18 protein-coding genes and 2 rRNA genes (1 of these 20 cut by a window edge) are annotated in these 20,224 nt (G+C 42.0%); all 20 read left to right on the top strand.

The features are described from left to right. The first annotated feature begins 62 nt into the window (after positions 1-62). Positions 63-794: a vWA domain-containing protein gene (locus ACVIJU_RS01685; protein WP_066247229.1), complete on the top strand. Its 732-nt coding sequence runs from the start codon at positions 63-65 to the stop codon at positions 792-794. Further along, complete coding sequence (locus tag ACVIJU_RS01680; RefSeq protein ID WP_063387566.1) at positions 763-1,737, top strand: protein kinase domain-containing protein; 975 nt, start codon at positions 763-765, stop codon at positions 1,735-1,737. The genes ACVIJU_RS01685 and ACVIJU_RS01680 overlap by 32 nt, the downstream gene beginning before the upstream one ends. A 207-nt stretch (positions 1,738-1,944) precedes the next feature. Then, the gene (tilS, locus tag ACVIJU_RS01675) at positions 1,945-3,321 is read left to right on the top strand and encodes a tRNA lysidine(34) synthetase TilS (RefSeq protein ID WP_153028084.1); all 1,377 of its coding nucleotides are present in this window, start codon (positions 1,945-1,947) and stop codon (positions 3,319-3,321) included. A gap of 20 nt (positions 3,322-3,341) precedes the next feature. Next, a complete protein-coding gene (hpt, locus tag ACVIJU_RS01670; RefSeq protein ID WP_063387564.1) occupies positions 3,342-3,884 on the top strand; it encodes a hypoxanthine phosphoribosyltransferase in 543 nt (180 codons plus the stop codon). A 93-nt stretch (positions 3,885-3,977) separates the two neighbouring features. Continuing rightward, on the top strand, positions 3,978-5,939 hold the full coding sequence (ftsH, locus tag ACVIJU_RS01665; protein ID WP_456687188.1) for an ATP-dependent zinc metalloprotease FtsH: 1,962 nt from the start codon (positions 3,978-3,980) through the stop codon (positions 5,937-5,939). A 128-nt stretch (positions 5,940-6,067) separates the two neighbouring features. Then, positions 6,068-6,841 (top strand): type III pantothenate kinase, encoded by a 774-nt coding sequence (locus tag ACVIJU_RS01660; protein ID WP_063387562.1) that lies wholly within the window; start codon positions 6,068-6,070, stop codon positions 6,839-6,841. Between the two features lie 7 nt (positions 6,842-6,848). Next, positions 6,849-7,733: an Hsp33 family molecular chaperone HslO gene (gene hslO, locus ACVIJU_RS01655; protein ID WP_066247243.1), complete on the top strand. Its 885-nt coding sequence runs from the start codon at positions 6,849-6,851 to the stop codon at positions 7,731-7,733. Positions 7,734-7,755: 22 nt separating this feature from the next. Beyond that, positions 7,756-8,637 (top strand): peptidyl-prolyl cis-trans isomerase, encoded by an 882-nt coding sequence (locus ACVIJU_RS01650; protein WP_066247246.1) that lies wholly within the window; start codon positions 7,756-7,758, stop codon positions 8,635-8,637. An 85-nt stretch (positions 8,638-8,722) separates the two neighbouring features. Continuing rightward, positions 8,723-9,652, top strand: coding sequence for a cysteine synthase A (cysK, locus tag ACVIJU_RS01645; protein ID WP_066247248.1), 930 nt, complete (start codon positions 8,723-8,725; stop codon positions 9,650-9,652). Between the two features lie 142 nt (positions 9,653-9,794). Then, positions 9,795-11,225 (top strand): aminodeoxychorismate synthase component I, encoded by a 1,431-nt coding sequence (pabB, locus tag ACVIJU_RS01640; RefSeq protein ID WP_456687187.1) that lies wholly within the window; start codon positions 9,795-9,797, stop codon positions 11,223-11,225. Continuing rightward, positions 11,222-11,809 carry an aminodeoxychorismate/anthranilate synthase component II gene (gene pabA, locus ACVIJU_RS01635; RefSeq protein ID WP_066247253.1) on the top strand — a complete coding sequence of 196 codons (588 nt, stop codon included), beginning with the start codon at positions 11,222-11,224 and terminating at the stop codon, positions 11,807-11,809. The genes pabB and pabA overlap by 4 nt, the downstream gene beginning before the upstream one ends. Before the next feature lie 2 nt (positions 11,810-11,811). After that, positions 11,812-12,690 (top strand): aminodeoxychorismate lyase, encoded by an 879-nt coding sequence (gene pabC / locus ACVIJU_RS01630; RefSeq protein WP_066247256.1) that lies wholly within the window; start codon positions 11,812-11,814, stop codon positions 12,688-12,690. Beyond that, on the top strand, positions 12,681-13,529 hold the full coding sequence (folP, locus tag ACVIJU_RS01625) for a dihydropteroate synthase (RefSeq protein ID WP_063387555.1): 849 nt from the start codon (positions 12,681-12,683) through the stop codon (positions 13,527-13,529). The genes pabC and folP overlap by 10 nt, the downstream gene beginning before the upstream one ends. Further along, positions 13,525-13,887, top strand: a complete 363-nt coding sequence (folB, locus tag ACVIJU_RS01620; protein ID WP_063387603.1) for a dihydroneopterin aldolase — start codon at positions 13,525-13,527, stop codon at positions 13,885-13,887. Before folP ends, folB begins: the two co-directional genes overlap by 5 nt. Continuing rightward, positions 13,884-14,411, top strand: a complete 528-nt coding sequence (folK, locus tag ACVIJU_RS01615; RefSeq protein WP_063387554.1) for a 2-amino-4-hydroxy-6-hydroxymethyldihydropteridine diphosphokinase — start codon at positions 13,884-13,886, stop codon at positions 14,409-14,411. Before folB ends, folK begins: the two co-directional genes overlap by 4 nt. Next, a complete protein-coding gene (locus ACVIJU_RS01610) occupies positions 14,363-14,578 on the top strand; it encodes a helix-turn-helix domain-containing protein (protein WP_063387553.1) in 216 nt (71 codons plus the stop codon). The genes folK and ACVIJU_RS01610 overlap by 49 nt, the downstream gene beginning before the upstream one ends. Before the next feature lie 15 nt (positions 14,579-14,593). After that, positions 14,594-15,586 (top strand): tRNA dihydrouridine synthase DusB, encoded by a 993-nt coding sequence (dusB, locus tag ACVIJU_RS01605; RefSeq protein ID WP_063387552.1) that lies wholly within the window; start codon positions 14,594-14,596, stop codon positions 15,584-15,586. 89 nt (positions 15,587-15,675) lie between these two features. Next, entirely contained in the window at positions 15,676-17,178 is a 1,503-nt protein-coding gene (gene lysS, locus ACVIJU_RS01600) for a lysine--tRNA ligase (RefSeq protein ID WP_063387551.1), read from the top strand. Between the two features lie 296 nt (positions 17,179-17,474). Next, positions 17,475-19,027, top strand: a 16S ribosomal RNA gene (locus ACVIJU_RS01595). A gap of 138 nt (positions 19,028-19,165) precedes the next feature. After that, positions 19,166-20,224: ribosomal RNA gene (locus tag ACVIJU_RS01590) — 23S ribosomal RNA — on the top strand (it continues 1,873 nt past the right edge of the window). Together the 16S and 23S rRNA genes form the textbook arrangement of a ribosomal RNA operon.

The raw sequence follows: 20,224 nt of genomic DNA, 5'->3' as shown, positions 1-20,224 counted from the left end.
TAGTATAAAACGTTTTCCTTCTGGTGAGGATGGTAATAAATCATTGACCAGGAGGAGGAAAAATGAGAAAAGGGACATTAAAACAAATTTTGTTGTTAACTGACGGATGCTCAAATCATGGTGAAGATCCAATTGCTATGGCGGCTTTAGCTAAGGAGCATGGGATTACTGTCAACGTAATTGGGATTTTAGAAGAGAATGTGATAGATCAAGATGCAATGCAGGAAATAGAAGGAATTGCTGAGGCAGGGGGAGGAGTGAGCCAGGTAGTTTATGCCCATCAGCTTTCACAAACAGTACAGATGGTCACTAGAAAAGCGATGACGCAAACATTGCAGGGAGTTGTCAATCGTGAATTAAAGCATATTTTAGGAAAATCAACTTCTATTGAAGAGCTGCCGCCTGAACAGCGTGGTGAAGTTATGGAGGTTGTGGAAGAGCTTGGTGAAACGGTCAATTTAGAAATTTTAATTCTCGTAGATACGAGTGCAAGCATGGGGCCAAAGCTTCCAACGGTAAAAGAAGCGCTTTTTGATTTATCCATTAGCCTAAATTCAAGAATAGGCAATAATCAATATTCGCTGTTTATATTTCCTGGGAAAAGATCAGAAACAGAAATTTTATTGGATTGGACTCCGAAACTGGATTCTTTATCAACCATTTTTCCAAAATTAACGACAGAAGGATTGACACCAACTGGTCCGGCGATAAAAGGAGCTATACAACATTTTAAACAAAAACGCTCATTGAGGGGAATGCTCGATGATGAATACCTCGATGAACAAAGCATGTAAAGTTCTTCCCGGTACCATTATTAAAGGAAAATGGCATGGAAACACGTATCGGATATTAAAAATGCTGGGGTGCGGAGCAACAGGGTCGGTTTACCTTATTGAATCCAGTAAAGGGTATGCAGCATTAAAAATAAGTGAAAATAGCATGGGAATCACTTCAGAAGTAAACGTGTTAAAGAGACTGGCCAAGGTCCAAGGTTCGTGCCTTGGACCTTCTTTGATCGATGTGGACGATTGGTTTAACACAGCTAGCGGAAAGATGCTTCCGTTTTATGTTATGGAGTATGTTAAAGGTGAACATTTTATCCAGTTTATTAAAAATAATGGTGCGATTTGGATTGACGTGCTAATCTTGCAGCTTTTGTCCAATTTGGAGGAGCTTCATCAGTCAGGCTGGGTTTTTGGTGATTTAAAGCCTGACAATCTAATTGTTACAGGACCTCCTCCCAAAATTCGCTGTATTGATGTAGGTGGCACAACGATAAACGGAAGATCCATTAAAGAATTTACAGAGTTTTTTGACAGGGGATACTGGGAATTGGGGACGAGAAAAGCTGAACCGAAATATGATCTTTTTGCAGTCGGTATGATTATTATCAATGCTGTTTTTCAAAAACGCTTTTCAAAAAAAGGAAACAGTAAGGAGCAATTGATGCAAATCATTAACTCCCATCCTTTTTTAAACGAAAGAAAACAAGTGTTGACGAAAGCTTTATTTGGCTCCTATTCATCCGCTTTGGAAATGAAGCAGGATCTTTTGCATCATGTTTCAAACGCTAATTTGCAAAGAAAGAGAAATGTACAAGCACAATCTAAACCGAAAAGAACAGCTAACAATCGAAAAAGAAAGAAAAAGAAAAGCAAAGGGCTGATCGAAACATTGGTGATCATGGTTTGCCTGGCATTTCTATATTCTTTATATATTTTTGCGACACTTCTGTAAATGGCTGCTGCTTGTTTAAAGCGGCAGTGCTTTTCCCCCTTCTCATGCTTCCGCGAGTGCCCCGCCTATTTCAAAAAATGTCCGATCTGAACAGCTTCCCTTTTAGGAAAATAACAATAAAATGCAAAAGGCTTTGTCTTTGCAGAAGGCATGCAAATAATGATAGGATAAAGATAACTAGAGAAATATTGGATGTGACGGTCTTTGATTCAAAATGTATGTGCGTTTATTGAAAAACATCAATTGCTCCAAAAAAATAGTACGGTCATAGTAGGTGTGTCCGGCGGCCCGGATTCACTGGCACTTCTACATTTTTTAAATACATTTAAAGATCAATATGGCATCACTGTTATAGCAGCACATGTTGATCATATGTTCCGAGGCATAGAATCACAAAAAGAGATGGAATTTGTCATCAATTTTTGCCGGGAATTAAACATACCTTGTTACGCTAAGCAAATCAATGCGGCCCGTTATGCTGAGAAACACCGGTTAAATGCCCAGCAGGCTGCTAGAGAATGCCGCTACCAATTTTTCTTAGAGTTGATGGATCAGCTTCAGTCGGATGCTTTGGCTCTAGCTCATCATGGAGATGACCAAATTGAAACGATTTTAATGAATCTTGTTCGCGGAACAATAGGGAAGGGACTAGCGGGAATTCCTGTCATACGGCCTTTCGGCAGAGGGAGAATCATACGCCCCTTTTTAGCCGCAACAAAGGAAGAAATTTTAAAGTATTGTGAAGAATTTCAGCTGGCGCCCCGATTTGATCCAAGCAATGAAAAAGATACGTATACACGGAACAGGTTTCGCAAATATGTTTTGCCGTTTTTGAAAAAGGAGAACAAAAGGCTGCATGAACATTTCCAATATTTCAGTGAGGTCTTTTTGGATGATGAGCGATTTTTGGAGGAATTAACGAAGGAAAAATTAAATAAAGTAGTGATAAGAAAAACGAATTCTTCCGTTACTATTCATAAACAAGAATATAAAAAGCTTCCTGATCCGATTAAAAGGAGAGCGGTTTATCAAATATTGAATGATCTGATAAAAAGCGGCTCCTTCTCGGCTGTTCATATTGAAAATGTGAACGAATTTTTGTTGAAAGCGCACCCTTCGGGAATGCTTCATCTGCCAATGGGGCTCAAAGTCATAAAATCTTATGATGAATGCACATTTACGTTTCATTCGCCAAATAGTGAATCTTTTCGCTACACGATGCCTGTACCGGGAAAATTACATTTGCCGAACGGAAAAATATTTTTTACTGAAACCTTTTTTGGGATTCCTTCGTATAAAGGTGATGACGTTTTCTACCTTCCTAAAAAATGGTACGTCCCGCCTTTAATTATTCGGAGCAGAAAAAAAGGAGACAAGATGACAATTAAAGGCATGAACGGTACCAAAAAAGTAAAAGATATTTTTATTGATAAAAAAATACCAAGGGAAGAGCGCAACCTTCTCCCAATCGTTGAAAATGGCAACGGCCAGATCATATGGATCCCGCTTGTAAAAAAATCAAATTTAGAGGAAATTAGCATTACCAATGAATCTTATATTGTATTACAATATAAAGAGCAGTGATCTCATCAGGAGGAAAGGAAATGATCGAAGATATTGAAAAAGTCTTAATTTCTGAAGAAGAAATCAAAGAAAAAGTAAAAGAATTAGGGGCGATATTAACGGAGGAATATAAAAATAAGTTTCCCCTCGCTATCGGGGTTTTAAAAGGTGCCATGCCGTTTATGGCGGATTTAATAAAGCATATCAATACATATTTGGAAATTGATTTTATGGACGTTTCCAGTTATGGAAACAAAACCGTTTCATCGGGTGAGGTGAAAATTATTAAGGATTTAGACACTTCCGTCGAAGGCCGGGATCTTTTAATCATTGAAGATATAATTGATAGCGGATTGACATTAAGCTATTTAGTCGATCTTTTCCGGTACCGGAAAGCAGCATCTGTTAAAATTGTAACCCTTTTGGACAAACCGAGCGGACGAAAGGCAAATATTAAGGCAGATTATGTATGTTTTGAAGTTCCGGATGCGTTCGTTGTCGGTTATGGTTTAGATTATGCGGAAAAATACCGCAACCTTCCGTTTATAGGGATATTAAAGCCTAAAGTTTATCAAAATAAATAGTGATCGTTGAAAAGATAGCGTATCAGTTGTGCTGGGATGATTTTCTATGATACTATTGAATATAGTTTGTTTCATTGTGGGAGGAGGTAAGGAATGAATCGGATTTTCCGAAACACCGTATTTTATTTGCTGATTTTTTTAGTGGTTATCGGCGTTGTGAATTTTTTTCAAGGCGGTAACCAAAAAACTGAACAAATGACATATAGTACCTTCATCTCCAATTTGGAAAACGGGGATGTTGAAAATATAACGTTAAAACCAGTAAGAGGAGTATATGAAGTCAGAGGACAGCTGAAGGGTTATGAAGAAAATCAATTCTTTATCACCTATTTATCAGGCGATGACGCATTAAACCTCATCAATACTGCTGCTTCAAAAAATCAAACGGAAGTTAAATGGTCCCCAGCAGATGATACAAACGGATGGGTGCAATTTTTCACATCCCTTATCCCATTTATTATAATCTTTATTTTGTTCTTCTTTGTGCTCAATCAGGCTCAAGGCGGCGGAAGCCGAGTTATGAACTTCGGGAAGAGCAAGGCAAAGCTGTATAACGACGACAAGAAAAAAGTAAAATTTAAAGATGTTGCAGGAGCCGATGAAGAAAAGGCTGAACTGGTGGAAGTAGTGGAATTTTTAAAGGATCCCCGCAAGTTTTCTGAGCTTGGAGCGCGCATACCAAAAGGAGTTCTTTTAGTTGGACCTCCGGGTACTGGTAAAACATTGCTGGCCCGCGCGGTGGCAGGAGAAGCAGGTGTGCCGTTTTTCTCCATAAGCGGTTCTGATTTTGTTGAGATGTTTGTCGGTGTAGGTGCTTCTCGTGTTCGTGATTTGTTTGAAACGGCTAAGAAAAATGCCCCGTGTATCATTTTTATTGATGAAATTGATGCCGTTGGACGCCAAAGAGGAGCAGGTTTAGGCGGCGGTCACGATGAACGTGAACAAACGTTAAATCAGCTTCTCGTTGAGATGGATGGATTTAGTTCCAATGAAGGAATCATTATTATTGCGGCGACAAACCGTCCGGATATTTTAGACCCGGCTCTACTCCGCCCAGGTCGCTTTGACCGTCAAATTACGGTTGATCGTCCGGATGTGAACGGGCGCGAGGCAGTGCTCAAAGTGCATGCACGCAATAAACCGTTGGATGAATCGGTGAATTTGCGGAACATTGCGATGAGAACGCCAGGTTTTTCGGGGGCAGACTTGGAAAACCTATTGAATGAGGCTGCTCTCGTTGCTGCTCGCCAAAATAAAAAGAAAATCGATATGACGGATATAGACGAGGCAACCGATCGTGTAATTGCAGGGCCTGCGAAAAAAAGCAGGGTTATTTCGGAAAAGGAGCGCCGTATTGTTGCCTATCATGAAGGAGGACATACCGTTATCGGTCTCGTTCTCGATGAGGCGGAAATGGTGCATAAAGTAACGATTGTTCCTCGAGGTCAAGCTGGAGGATATGCTGTCATGCTGCCGAAAGAAGACCGCTATTTCATGACAAAACCTGAGCTCCTTGACAAAATAACTGGATTGCTTGGCGGTCGGGTTGCAGAGGAAATTGTATTCGGTGAGGTTAGCACCGGTGCCCATAACGACTTCCAGCGTGCGACGAATATTGCGCGCAGAATGGTTACAGAATTTGGAATGTCAGAAAAATTGGGTCCATTGCAATTTGGAAGCTCTCAAGGCCAGGTCTTTTTAGGGCGTGACATCCAAAGTGAGCAAAATTATAGTGATGCGATTGCTTATGAAATTGACTTAGAAATTCAGCGCATCATTAAAGAATGTTATGAAAAAGCAAAACGAATTTTGACAGAAAATCGCGATAAACTTGAACTAATTGCAAAAACGTTATTAGAAGTGGAAACACTTGATGCAGAACAAATTAAACATCTGGTGGAACACGGTTCATTGCCTGATAAGTCTGAACAAAAAGCAGCTTCAGAAAATGTGAAAAAAGAAGAGAACAACCAAAAAGATGAAGCTGTAAAAGTCAATATTCAGACAAAGAAAGATGAGGCTCCCTCTATCAAACCGGAGCTTAAAGAAGAATAAGTAATAAAGCCGTCAACTATACAAAGTTGGCGGTTTTCTATTGCCTTCGTGCCCGATAGCAGCCTACTGCGATCAATATGTGATATGATGATGAGGGAATGTTTGAACGAAGGGAAAAGGTGATGGACATGATTTTAGCTTTAGATGTTGGGAATACAAACACCGTGATTGGAGTATACGAAAAAGAACAATTGCTTTACCATTGGCGAATTGAAACCAATCGACATAAAACCGAAGATGAATACGGAATGATGTTTAAATCATTGTTTGAATACGTAGGATTAAAATTTTCGGACATAACGGGAATCATTATTTCTTCTGTCGTTCCACCGATTATGTATGCCATGGAAAAAATGTGCGAGAAATATTTTCATGTAGATCCGCTTATTGTCGGCCCAGGAATTAAAACAGGCCTTAATATAAAGTATGATAATCCGCGTGAAGTTGGGGCGGACAGGATCGTCAATGCAGTTGCCGGTGTTCATTTATATGGCTGTCCGCTTATTATTGTTGATTTCGGCACAGCAACAACTTATTGCTACATTAATGAAAAAGGACAATATGAAGGCGGTGCCATTGCACCAGGGATTAACATTTCCACCGAAGCTTTATACTCAAAAGCCGCGAAGCTTCCTAGAATCGAAATCGCCAAACCCGATCATATTATTGGGAAAAATACAGTAGCCGCCATGCAATCAGGAATTTTATTCGGCTATGTTGGCCAAGTAGAAGGAATTGTCAGAAGGATGAAAGCGCAAGCTAAAAAAGAACCGAAAGTTATTGCAACAGGCGGTCTAGCTGGGTTAATCGCCAATGAATCTGACATGATCGAAATCGTTGATCCATTGTTAACATTAACAGGCTTGCGGTTAATTTACGAACGAAATCTCGGAAGGGAGTAGGAAACAAATGAACGATTATTTAGTCAAATCTTTGGCCTATGACGGAGGAGTGCGTGCATATGCAGTGAAGACGACTGATACAGTGAGTGAAGCTCAACGTCGCCACCAAACATGGCCGACTGCTACCGCTGCTCTTGGAAGAGCAATGACAGCCGGCGTGATGATGAGTTCGATGCTGAAAGGTGATGAGAAGCTGACGATAAAAATAGAAGGCGGCGGTCCAATAGGAGCCATTGTTATTGACAGTAATTCAAAAGGTCAAGTGAGAGGTTATGTATCCAATCCTAAGACCCATTTTGAATTAAATAAACATGGAAAACTGGATGTAGCCCGCGCAGTCGGGAAAAACGGTACATTGTCGATTGTTAAGGATTTAGGATTAAGGGAGCATTTTTCCGGTAAAGTCCCTATTATTTCCGGGGAGCTGGGAGAAGATTTTGCCTATTATTTAGTGACGTCAGAGCAAGTCCCGTCTTCAGTAGGAGTGGGAGTTTTAGTCAATCCTGATAACTCTGTTCTGGCTGCTGGCGGATTTATTATTCAGCTTATGCCGGGAACTGAAGAATCAATCATTACGGAAATTGAGACGCGGTTAAAAACAATAGAGCCGATCTCTAAGCAAATTCAAAAAGGGCTGACTCCTGAAGAAATATTGGAAGGTGTTCTGGGCGAAGGGAATATGAAAGTGATCGATCGCATGCCTGTCAGCTTCCACTGCAGCTGTTCTAAAGATAGGTTTGCAAATGCCATTATTAGTCTAGGAGAAGAGGAAATTCAACAAATCATCGATGAGGATGAAAAAGCTGAAGCTCAATGCCATTTTTGTAATGAGATATATGTGTTTTCAAAAGAAGAGTTGCAGGAATTAAAAGAAGCGGCATCTAGAAAATAGCTTATGGCAGGGAGCTGGAGGAATGAGTAAAAAAGCGCTTTTGGTCATAATTTTCAGTCTTGTATTAACGAACTGCGTGACGATTGCCTTTTTGGTAAGTGCTTATACAAGAGAAGCGCAAAAAGAGAAAAATGATGAAATTGTTGCCAAAATCGGCGATAGCCGCATTACGAGGCAGGAATGGTTAAGTGAACTGGAAAAACGATTTGGGAAAACAACACTTGAGGAAATGATCAATATTCAAGTTGTGGACGAGCTTGCAAAAAAGAATCATATTGATGTAGATGAAAAAACAGTTGAACGTGAAATACAAATGTATAAAATATCGTCTCAATCATACGGCGATAGCGTGCTTAACGACAAAGAACTGAGAAAACAAATTCGCTATAGTATTTTATTAGAAGAGCTTTTAACGAAAGATGTCAACATTAGTGAGAATGAATTGAAGAAATTTTATGAAGAAAATAAACATCAATATATTATGAATGACACGTATCATCTTTCCCATATCGTGGTTGATTCAAAAAAAGAAGTCCAACAAATTATAAATGAATTAAAAGGCGGATCAAGCTTTGAAGGGATTGCAGCTGAACGGTCCAAGGATCAGTTGACGGCGAAGGAAGGCGGAGACCTCGGTTATGTTTCCGAAGGTTCCAGCGATGTACCGCCGGAATATATTGAACAAGCTAAAACAATGAAGGTCAATGAGTGGTCGGAACCAATACCGCTGGAAAGAGGATATGCGATTATATTTTTGCATGAGAAAATAAAAGGAGAACAGCTGGAGTTTGACGAAGTAAAGGATCAGATTCGCAGGCAAATCGCTTTGGAACAGATGGAAGGAAATGTATCAGCAAAGCAGCTGTGGGATGACATCGGCGTAACATGGTTTTATGAAAAATGAAGAAAAAGATTGACAATTCATAAATTTATTGGTATATTATTTTCAATAAAACCAATATAATTACTCGGAAATAGAGGTGTATAAGATGGCAGTTGTTGCAAACTCTATATTAGATCTAATTGGAAAGACTCCTGTTGTAAAATTAGGAAAAATTGTAGAAGAGGACAGTGCAGACGTTTATTTAAAGCTTGAATTTTTTAACCCTGGATCAAGTGTAAAGGACCGTATTGCATTAGCAATGATTGAAGCGGCAGAAAAAGAAGGCAAACTAAAACCAGGAGACACAATTATCGAACCGACAAGCGGAAACACAGGGATCGGTTTAGCAATGGTGGCAGCTGCAAAAGGTTTACATGCTATTTTAGTTATGCCAGAAACAATGAGTTTAGAGCGCCGTAATTTATTGCGTGCATATGGAGCAGAGCTTGTTTTAACTCCTGGTCCAGAAGGCATGAAAGGGGCTATTAAAAAAGCAGAAGAGCTTGCGGAAAAACACGGCTATTTCATGCCGCAGCAATTTAAAAACCGTGCAAATGTAGAAATTCACCGTTTAACAACTGGTCCGGAAATCGTTGAGCAAATGGGCGATCAATTGGATGCATTTGTCGCCGGAATCGGTACTGGAGGTACGATTACTGGTGCTGGTCAAGTATTAAGAGAAAAATATCCGAACATAAAAATTTATGCTGTTGAGCCGGCTGATTCACCTGTATTATCGGGCGGAAAACCAGGTCCGCATAAAATTCAAGGTATTGGAGCAGGATTTGTTCCGGATATTTTAAATACAGAGATTTATGATGAAGTCATTACTGTTACAACTGAGCAAGCTTTTGAAACCGCTAGAAAAGCTGCGAGAGAAGAAGGAGTATTAGGAGGAATTTCTTCAGGTGCTGCCATTTTCTCTGCATTGAAAGTGGCGAAAGAGCTAGGAAAAGGCAAAAAGGTACTAGCAGTCATCCCAAGTAATGGAGAAAGATATTTAAGTACTCCATTATATAAGTTTGACGAAGAATAATAGAATGAATAATAGTTTAAAGGCTGTCGACGAAATTTGTCGGCAGCCTTTTGGATTTTATGTGAAGGGGAAAAATAATACTGTTGATGCCAAGCTCTCCTTCTTGTTGTAAAATAAGTTTATGGGTGAAGGAGAGTGAACGATGGAATCTGTGAGAAAACTGCTGGCAGTCCAAATACCTTTTGAAAAAGAACGATTTTTCAATCGCTTTGAAACGCTGGCAAAACAACAACAACATTACGCTCTTCTCGAAAGCGGAAGAGGCGGCCGCTACAGCATAGCTGGTTTAAACCCTTTTGCCGTCATACAAGGAAAAAACGGGGCAATTACGATCTATAGCGGGAACAAAAAAGAAGTAAAGGAAGGAAATCCGCTCTTGCTCTTTGAAGGATGGATGAAACAGTTTAAATGTGAAAGCGATCCTTCCCTTCCCGACTTTCAAGGAGGCGCTATCGGCTTTATTAGCTATGATGCAGTTCGTTATTTCGAAAAATTACCCAATATAGCTGTGGACGATTTACACGTGCCCGACATTTATTTTATCGTTTTTCAAGATATCGCCGTTTTTGATCATACTGAAAAAACACTTTGGCTGATAACGTATCATAAACATGGGGAAAAAGATGCTGCACAAAAGCGGCTGGAAGAAATGAAAGCTTTATGGTGTAAGCAAAGTGAGGAAACGATTTTCAGCTATACGAATTCAGCTGATCTCAGCTATGAGCCGATAATGTTTATGGAACAGCCGTTTAAAAAAGCTGTTGAAAGAGTAAAGGATTATATTGCAAGCGGTGATGTATTTCAAGTCAACTTATCCGTCAGACAAGCAAAACCGCTTTCGACGCATCCGTTTGAAATTTATAAAGCATTACGGAAAATTAACCCATCCCCATATATGGCCTATATTCATACTCCTGAGTTTCAAATTGCCAGTGGATCTCCAGAGCTGCTCATAAAAAAGAGGGGAAATGTACTGAATACCCGTCCGATTGCTGGAACGAGATCAAGAGGAAGAAGCGATGAAGAAGACCGCCAGCTTTCTGAGGAATTAATCACCAATGAAAAAGAACGTGCAGAACATATCATGCTTGTAGATTTAGAACGAAATGATCTAGGGCGGGTATGTAAATATGGCAGTGTTGAAGTTAACGAACTGATGGCTATTGAGAAATATTCACATGTCATTCATATCGTGTCAAATGTTCGCGGCGAGCTGCAAGAAGGAAAAGGATTTTACGACATTATGCGTGCTGTATTTCCGGGCGGCACAATCACGGGAGCGCCGAAGGTTCGAACAATGGAAATAATTGAAGAGCTGGAGCCGACTAGAAGAGGGTTATATACTGGTTCGATCGGCTGGCTCGGCTTTAATGGAGATTTAGAATTTAATATTGTAATACGGACGCTACTGGCTAAAAACGGTTGGAGTTATGTGCAAGCAGGTGCTGGAATCGTCATTGATTCTGTTGCAGAATATGAATATAAAGAGTGTTTGAAAAAAGCAAAAGCGTTATGGAAAGCAAAAGATTTGAGCGAAGATGAGAATAAGTTAGTTAGAGGTGAGAAGAGATGATTTTAATGATTGATAACTATGATTCTTTTACGTACAATTTAGTCCAATACCTTGGTGAGCTCGGCGAAGAGCTTGTTGTCAGACGAAATGATGAAATTACGATTGAGGAAATTGAACAGCTCAATCCAGCCTATTTGATGATTTCTCCCGGTCCGTGTACGCCGAATGAGGCGGGGATCAGCATGGAGGCAATTAAGTATTTCGCAGGGAAAATTCCGATTTTTGGCGTATGCTTAGGTCATCAATCAATAGCTCAAGTGTTCGGTGGTGATGTTGTTCGCGCAGACAAATTAATGCACGGGAAAACATCGCAAATTTATCATGACGGAAAAACTATTTTCGACGGCTTAGACAACCCGTTCACCGCTACAAGGTACCACTCTTTAATTGTCAAAAAAGAAACGCTTCCGGATTGCTTTGAAATTTCAGCATGGACGAATGACGGAGAGATTATGGGAATCCGCCATAAATCTTTGCCGGTTGAAGGCGTGCAGTTTCATCCGGAATCAATTATGACTGAACATGGAAAACTGATGTTAAAGCATTTCCTTTCCTATTATCGTACGGAAGAAAAGAGTGTATAAAAGTGTACTTATATGTAAATGGTGAATATAAAAAGCAGGATGAGCTGCATATTTCTCCGTTCGATCATGGATTTTTATACGGAATCGGCGCTTTTGAAACATTAAGGACTTATAACGGTCATCCATTTTTACTGTATGATCATATCGATCGCTTAAATGCAGCGGTTCGCGAGCTTGGCATAGATTTTTCTCTTTCTTACTCGGAAGCAGAACAAATTATTAAAAGACTGCTTGAATTAAATCATTTAAATAATGCATATATCCGGATAAATGTTTCAGCGGGTGCAGAGGAGCTGGGGTTGTCGGCGGCTCCTTATAAAAATCCGGTGTTAATCTTTTTTATAAAAGAGTTAAATTTGCCGGAAAGATTGACAAAACAGGGGGTCATTCTTTCGGTTCGGCGAAACACGCCGGAAGGATCATTTCGCATAAAATCGCACCATTTTTTAAATAATGTGCTGGCAAAGAGAGAAATTGGAGATCATCCGAAAACGGAAGGTATATTTTTAACACATTCAGGATATGTCGCAGAAGGGATTGTTTCCAACATTTTTTGGGTAAAAAACAACACCGTCTATACACCGGCTGTCAGCACAGGAATATTAAACGGAATTACTAGACAGTTCGTGTTAACCATCCTTGAAAAACATCGCATTCCTTATGAAGAAGGATTGTATCCATTGGATCATCTGTTATCTGCACAAGAAGCTTTTATCACAAATTCCTTGCAGGAGATTGTCCCAATTACACATATTGGTCAGACTGCATTTGCAGGTGAACAGGGAATTTTGACCAATCGATTAATCACCATTTATAAGAAGGTGCGGCAGCATATTTTGACAAGATCTGAATTCGAAGTGGGTGATGAACAATGGGTGTAATAGAGAAAGAAAAAATATTACAGTGCGGACCGTATCAATTACACTACGAAGATAAAACCCAAGTAATGGGAATATTAAACGTTACGCCTGATTCTTTTTCGGACGGCGGAAAATTTAATGATATCGAGAAAGCTTTAAAGCATGCAAAAGAAATGGTGGAAAATGGCGCCGATATCATTGATGTCGGGGGTGAATCAACCCGTCCGGGCCATGAACCCGTTTCAGAAGAGGAGGAGCTGGCCAGAGTTCTTCCAGTCATTGAAAAATTATCAAAAGAAATTCATGTTCCTATTTCCATTGATACGTACAAAGCGAATGTGGCAAAAAAAGCGGTGGAAGCTGGAGCAACCATCATCAATGATGTTTGGGGGGCGAAAAAGGAGCCGGACATCGCTCGCGTGGCAGCAGAATATAACGTCCCAATCATTCTAATGCACAATCGAGAAAAAGAAGGGTATAACGATCTGATTAAAGACATGATTTCCGATTTAATGGAAAGTGTCGAGATCGCCAAAAAAGCAGGCGTTCGGGACGAACAAATCATCCTTGATCCAGGAATCGGTTTTGCCAAAACTTTTGAAGATAATCTCTACGTCATGCGTCATCTGGAGGAATTTACAAACCTTGGTTTCCCTGTTTTGCTGGGTACGTCGAGAAAAAGATTTATCGGACGAGTTCTCGATCTACCGGTAGAGGAGCGTATGGAAGGCACAGCGGCTACCGTATGCTTAGGAGTGCAAAAGGGCTGTCAATTCGTTCGGGTTCATGACGTTAAACCGATTGCGCGGATGGTGAAAATGATGGATGCGATGCTCGGAAAGGGGCGCGATCACGATTGATAAGATCTATGTAACGGGAATGGAGTTTTGGGGCTATCATGGCGTTTATCCTGAAGAGAATAAACTTGGACAGCGATTTCGAGTTGATGTTATTTTAGAGACGGATCTAAAGCAAGCAGGAAAAACGGATGAACTAGATGATACAGTGAATTATGCGAAAGTGTACACGGTTTGCAAGGAAATTGTGGAAGGCAAGCCCTATAAGCTTATTGAAGCCGTTGCAGAAAATTTAGCATCTGAACTTTTAAAAGAGTTTTCGACTGTTTTGTATTGCACAGTAAAAGTGGTAAAGCCGGATCCGCCAATCCCGGGTCATTACAAGTCTGTAGCAGTAGAAATCAAAAGGGGAAGAACATGAAAAACTATGCATATATTTCTTTAGGATCGAATATCGGCGATCGGGAATATTATTTGGAAGAAAGCATCAATCAATTGAACAGGCATCCAGATGTTGAGGTTATCAAAATGTCTTCTATTTATGAAACCGATCCGGTTGGTTATATTGACCAAGAATTGTTTTTGAACATGGTCATTAAAATCGCGACGAATTTCACGCCGTATGAGCTGCTGGCATTTACGCAAAAAATCGAATATGATTTAGGAAGATCAAGGGAAGTTAAATGGGGGCCTAGAACGATAGACCTTGACATTTTATTATATAATAACGAAAATATTGAAACAGAACAGCTTACCATACCTCATCCGAGAATGTTTGAACGATCTTTCGTATTGATTCCTTTGTTTGAAATTGATCGAGATGTACAATGGCCTAATCAGCATCGTTCTTTACTGGTTTTAATAGATCAATTAAAAGATAAAAAAGGAGTGCGAATATGGAAGCAGAAAAATGGGGAAGAAGGATTCGCGCTTTTAGAAAGCTAAAAGGCTATACACAAGAAAGCCTTGCAAAAGACTTAGGCGTTTCTGTATCGGTTCTTGGTGAAGTTGAAAGGGGCAACAGACTTCCCAGCAAGGAATTAGTAGAAATTATTGCTGCTAAGCTGAATGTAAGCGTGAACGAGCTGATGCCTGAGGATACTGAAAAATAAAGGAGGCAGGTGAAATTGTTTAAAATAGGAGATATTCAATTGAAAAACCGTGTTGTGCTTGCTCCGATGGCCGGCGTATGCAATTCGGCTTTTCGGCTGACGGTCAAAGAATTTGGAGCGGGTTTAGTTTGTGCTGAAATGGTCAGCGATAAAGCCATTTTATATAAAAATGCGAAAACAATGGACATGCTCTATATTGATGAACGGGAAAAACCATTAAGCTTGCAAATTTTTGGCGGTGAAAAAGAAACATTAGTGGAAGCGGCAAAATTTGTCGATAACAATACAACAGCAGATATCATCGATATTAACATGGGCTGTCCTGTACCGAAAATTACGAAATGTGATGCCGGAGCAAAATGGCTTCTTGATCCCAATAAAATTTATGACATGGTTGCCGCTGTTGTGGATGCAGTGAAAAAACCGGTAACTGTCAAAATGCGCATGGGTTGGGATGAAGAACATATTTATGCGGTGGAAAATGCCCAAGCCGTTGAGCGGGCAGGGGGCAAGGCTGTTGCATTGCATGGACGAACCCGTGTTCAAATGTATGAGGGAGAAGCCAACTGGGACATTATTAGAGAAGTTAAGCAGGCTGTGAATATTCCGGTGATTGGCAACGGGGATGTCAAAACCCCTCAAGATGCAAAGAGAATGCTGGACGAGACGGGTGCAGACGGGGTTATGATCGGCCGTGCTGCATTAGGCAACCCATGGATGATCTATCGCACTGTTAAATATTTAGAAACGGGAGAATTAATTGAAGAGCCGACAGTTCGGGAAAAGATTGATGTATGCAAACTGCATTTAGAACGTTTAATCAATTTAAAAGGTGAGCACATCGCTGTTAGAGAGATGCGTAAACATGCCGCTTGGTATTTAAAAGGTATTCGAGGCAATGCAAAAGTGAGAAATGCTATTAATAACTGTGAAACAAAAGAAGAACTGGTCTCCCTTCTTGAACGTTTTGCAAGTGAAGTGGAAGAGAAAGAGCGTCAATCCGCATAAAGACAATCTGCTTTCTCTTATACTTTGACGGCTGCCAGTAATCTGGCAGTTTTCTATGTTAAATTTTAAGATTATTGGAGTGGATACGTATGAGCAAAGAAGGTTTGCATAACCAAGAAGAGTTGAATGATCAATTGCAGGTTCGCAGGGAAAAGCTTCATGCATTAAAAGATAAAGGAATCGACCCTTTCGGAAAAAAATTTGAACGCTCGCATCAGGCGATTGAACTAAAAGAGCAGTACGGCGAGTTTACAAAGGAAGAACTTGAGGAAAAAAATATTTTTGTTTCTATAGCTGGCAGAATTATGACAAAACGTGGAAAAGGGAAAGCAGGTTTCGCCCATATCCAAGATTTGTCGGGCCAAATTCAAATTTATGTTCGGAAGGACAGCGTCGGCGAGGATCAGTATGAAATTTTTGATATGGCTGACTTAGGTGATCTTATTGGCGTGAAGGGAACGGTTTTTAAAACAAAAGTAGGCGAGCTCTCGGTAAAAGCAACGGAATTTGTGCTGCTCACGAAAGCTTTGCGCCCTCTTCCTGATAAATACCATGGCCTTAAAGATATTGAACAGCGCTACCGCCAGCGTTATTTAGATCTTATTATGAACCCTGACAGCAAAAACACATTTATAACAAGAAGCAAAATCATCCAATCCATGCGCCGTTATTTAGACAGTCACGGGTATTTGGAAGTAGAAACACCAATGATGCACTCCATTGCTGGAGGAGCGGCAGCACGTCCGTTTATCACTCATCATAATGCTTTGGATATGCCTTTGTACATGAGAATTGCTATTGAGCTTCATTTGAAAAGGCTGATTGTCGGCGGTTTAGAAAAAGTTTATGAAATCGGCCGCGTTTTCCGCAACGAAGGCGTTTCAACAAGACATAATCCCGAGTTTACCATGCTCGAACTGTACGAGGCATATGCAGATTTCCATGATATTATGGAACTGACAGAAAACATGATTGCTCATATTGCACAAGAAGTATTAGGTACAACGACAATCCAATACGATGAATATCAAGTGGACTTGAAACCAAAATGGAAGAGACTTCACATGGTAGATGCGATTAAAGAATATACAAATGTTGATTTTTGGAATGTTACATCTACCGAAGAAGCGCGGGCATTAGCTAAAGAACACGGAGTAGAAATTAACGAAAATATGCAATACGGCCATATTGTCAATGAGTTCTTCGAGCAAAAAGTCGAGGATAAACTAATTCAGCCGACATTTATTTACGGTCACCCTGTTGAAATTTCTCCGCTCGCCAAAAAGAATGAAGCGGATCCAAGATTCACAGATCGCTTTGAATTGTTTATTGTCGGCCGCGAGCATGCAAATGCCTTTACGGAATTAAACGATCCTATTGATCAACGTGAACGCTTTGAAGCTCAATTAAAAGAAAGAGAGCAGGGAAATGACGAGGCGCATATGATGGACGAAGATTTCATTGAAGCTCTTGAATATGGCATGCCTCCAACAGGTGGGCTTGGCATTGGCATTGACAGATTAGTCATGCTTTTAACCAATTCTCCGTCTATTCGCGATGTTCTTTTATTCCCGCAGATGAGAAACAAATGATGATTTTCAAAAGGGAGACGGCTGGTCTCCCTTTTGTCTTCCTGCTGGAAATTGAATAATTTTTTTATATAAAATAAATTTTTTTATGCAAAACTATTGATTTGTTATGAAAATGGTGTTATATTAATACCCGTCCTTATTGATGACCAATGATACAATGATAAAAAAATCTGTTGACAAAATAAAAATTTAAGGATATTATAAAAAAGTCGTCTTTTTTTCAACATGATCTTTGAAAACTGAACAAAACGAAAAGCGTGCCTGTTGATTCTAAAAGAGCATTTGGTGACAAACTTTTTTTGGAGAGTTTGATCCTGGCTCAGGACGAACGCTGGCGGCGTGCCTAATACATGCAAGTCGAGCGGACCGAAGGGAGCTTGCTCCTTTAGGTTAGCGGCGGACGGGTGAGTAACACGTGGGCAACCTGCCCTGCAGACTGGGATAACTTCGGGAAACCGGAGCTAATACCGGATAACACCGAAAACCGCATGGTTTTCGGTTGAAAGGCGGCATTAGCTGTCACTGCAGGATGGGCCCGCGGCGCATTAGCTAGTTGGTGAGGTAACGGCTCACCAAGGCGACGATGCGTAGCCGACCTGAGAGGGTGACCGGCCACACTGGGACTGAGACACGGCCCAGACTCCTACGGGAGGCAGCAGTAGGGAATCTTCCGCAATGGACGAAAGTCTGACGGAGCAACGCCGCGTGAGCGAAGAAGGTCTTCGGATCGTAAAGCTCTGTTGTCAGGGAAGAACAAGTACCGTTCGAACAGGGCGGTACCTTGACGGTACCTGACGAGGAAGCCACGGCTAACTACGTGCCAGCAGCCGCGGTAATACGTAGGTGGCAAGCGTTGTCCGGAATTATTGGGCGTAAAGCGCGCGCAGGCGGTTCCTTAAGTCTGATGTGAAATCTCGCGGCTCAACCGCGAGCGGCCATTGGAAACTGGGGAACTTGAGTGCAGGAGAGGGGAGCGGAATTCCACGTGTAGCGGTGAAATGCGTAGAGATGTGGAGGAACACCAGTGGCGAAGGCGGCTCTCTGGCCTGTAACTGACGCTGAGGCGCGAAAGCGTGGGGAGCGAACAGGATTAGATACCCTGGTAGTCCACGCCGTAAACGATGAGTGCTAAGTGTTAGAGGGTATCCACCCTTTAGTGCTGCAGCAAACGCATTAAGCACTCCGCCTGGGGAGTACGGCCGCAAGGCTGAAACTCAAAGGAATTGACGGGGACCCGCACAAGCGGTGGAGCATGTGGTTTAATTCGAAGCAACGCGAAGAACCTTACCAGGTCTTGACATCCCCTGACAACCCTAGAGATAGGGCGTTCCCCTTTCGGGGACAGGGTGACAGGTGGTGCATGGTTGTCGTCAGCTCGTGTCGTGAGATGTTGGGTTAAGTCCCGCAACGAGCGCAACCCTTGACCTTAGTTGCCAGCATTCAGTTGGGCACTCTAAGGTGACTGCCGGCTAAAAGTCGGAGGAAGGTGGGGATGACGTCAAATCATCATGCCCCTTATGACCTGGGCTACACACGTGCTACAATGGGTGGTACAAAGGGCAGCGAAACCGCGAGGTGGAGCGAATCCCAAAAAACCACTCTCAGTTCGGATTGCAGGCTGCAACTCGCCTGCATGAAGCCGGAATCGCTAGTAATCGCGGATCAGCATGCCGCGGTGAATACGTTCCCGGGTCTTGTACACACCGCCCGTCACACCACGAGAGTTTGTAACACCCGAAGTCGGTGGGGTAACCCTTACGGGAGCCAGCCGCCGAAGGTGGGACAAATGATTGGGGTGAAGTCGTAACAAGGTAGCCGTATCGGAAGGTGCGGCTGGATCACCTCCTTTCTAAGGATATATACATTGAAATAGGGTACGCTTTTCCGTTTTGTTTAGTTTTGAAGGATCATATCCTTCTTGATTGTTCTTTGAAAACTGGATAACGGAAAGACATTCACGAATAGATCGCTCATGTTAGGAAGAAACGGTTAAGTTAGAAAGGGCGCACGGTGGATGCCTTGGCACTAGGAGCCGATGAAGGACGGGACAAACACCGAAATGCTTCGGGGAGCTGTAAGTAAGCGTCGATCCGGAGATGTCCGAATGGGGGAACCCACTGTCCGTAATGGGGCAGTATCCATACCTGAATCCATAGGGTATGGAGGGCAACCCGGGGAACTGAAACATCTAAGTACCCGGAGGAAGAGAAAGCAACAGCGATTCCCTGAGTAGCGGCGAGCGAAACGGGAACAGCCCAAACCAAGAGGCGTGCCTCTTGGGGTTGTAGGACACTCGATTAAGGAGTGACAAAGGAACGGGGTAGACGAAGAGGTCTGGAAAGGCCCGTCAGAGAAGGTAACAACCCTGTAGTCGAAACTCCGTTCCCTCCCGAGTGGATCCTGAGTACGGCGGGACACGTGAAATCCCGTCGGAAGCAGGGAGGACCATCTCCCAAGGCTAAATACTCCCTAGTGACCGATAGTGAACCAGTACCGTGAGGGAAAGGTGAAAAGCACCCCGGGAGGGGAGTGAAAGAGAACCTGAAACCGTGTGCCTACAAGTAGTCAGAGCCCGTTAACGGGTGATGGCGTGCCTTTTGTAGAATGAACCGGCGAGTTGCGATTTCGTGCAAGGTTAAGCCGAAAGGCGGAGCCGCAGCGAAAGCGAGTCTGAAGAGGGCGAAATAGTACGAGGTCGCAGACCCGAAACCAGGTGATCTACCCATGTCCAGGGTGAAGGCAAGGTAACACTTGCTGGAGGCCCGAACCCACGCACGTTGAAAAGTGCGGGGATGAGGTGTGGGTAGGGGTGAAATGCCAATCGAACTTGGAGATAGCTGGTTCTCTCCGAAATAGCTTTAGGGCTAGCCTCAAGGGAAGAGTCTTGGAGGTAGAGCACTGATTGGACGAGGGGCCCCCATCGGGTTACCGAATTCAGTCAAACTCCGAATGCCAATGACTTATCCTTGGGAGTCAGACTGCGAGTGATAAGATCCGTGGTCAAAAGGGAAACAGCCCAGACCGCCAGCTAAGGTCCCAAAGTATA

It is taken from the genome of Aeribacillus sp. SP014 (genome assembly GCF_054055575.1).
The sequence above is the reverse complement of the archived record's forward strand: the minus strand, read 5'-3'. Positions and strand labels throughout refer to the sequence as shown.

What these genes read in the sequence shown, in the direction of transcription:
- ACVIJU_RS01685 (WP_066247229.1), top strand. Translation starts at nt 63, where the DNA reads ATGAGAAAAGGGACATTAAAACAAATTTTGTTGTTAACTGACGGATGC.
- ACVIJU_RS01680 (WP_063387566.1), top strand. Translation starts at nt 763, where the DNA reads ATGATGAATACCTCGATGAACAAAGCATGTAAAGTTCTTCCCGGTACC.
- hpt (WP_063387564.1), top strand. Translation starts at nt 3,342, where the DNA reads ATGATCGAAGATATTGAAAAAGTCTTAATTTCTGAAGAAGAAATCAAA.
- ftsH (WP_456687188.1), top strand. Translation starts at nt 3,978, where the DNA reads ATGAATCGGATTTTCCGAAACACCGTATTTTATTTGCTGATTTTTTTA.
- ACVIJU_RS01660 (WP_063387562.1), top strand. Translation starts at nt 6,068, where the DNA reads ATGATTTTAGCTTTAGATGTTGGGAATACAAACACCGTGATTGGAGTA.
- hslO (WP_066247243.1), top strand. Translation starts at nt 6,849, where the DNA reads ATGAACGATTATTTAGTCAAATCTTTGGCCTATGACGGAGGAGTGCGT.
- ACVIJU_RS01650 (WP_066247246.1), top strand. Translation starts at nt 7,756, where the DNA reads ATGAGTAAAAAAGCGCTTTTGGTCATAATTTTCAGTCTTGTATTAACG.
- cysK (WP_066247248.1), top strand. Translation starts at nt 8,723, where the DNA reads ATGGCAGTTGTTGCAAACTCTATATTAGATCTAATTGGAAAGACTCCT.
- pabB (WP_456687187.1), top strand. Translation starts at nt 9,795, where the DNA reads ATGGAATCTGTGAGAAAACTGCTGGCAGTCCAAATACCTTTTGAAAAA.
- pabA (WP_066247253.1), top strand. Translation starts at nt 11,222, where the DNA reads ATGATTTTAATGATTGATAACTATGATTCTTTTACGTACAATTTAGTC.
- folP (WP_063387555.1), top strand. Translation starts at nt 12,681, where the DNA reads ATGGGTGTAATAGAGAAAGAAAAAATATTACAGTGCGGACCGTATCAA.
- folK (WP_063387554.1), top strand. Translation starts at nt 13,884, where the DNA reads ATGAAAAACTATGCATATATTTCTTTAGGATCGAATATCGGCGATCGG.
- ACVIJU_RS01610 (WP_063387553.1), top strand. Translation starts at nt 14,363, where the DNA reads ATGGAAGCAGAAAAATGGGGAAGAAGGATTCGCGCTTTTAGAAAGCTA.
- lysS (WP_063387551.1), top strand. Translation starts at nt 15,676, where the DNA reads ATGAGCAAAGAAGGTTTGCATAACCAAGAAGAGTTGAATGATCAATTG.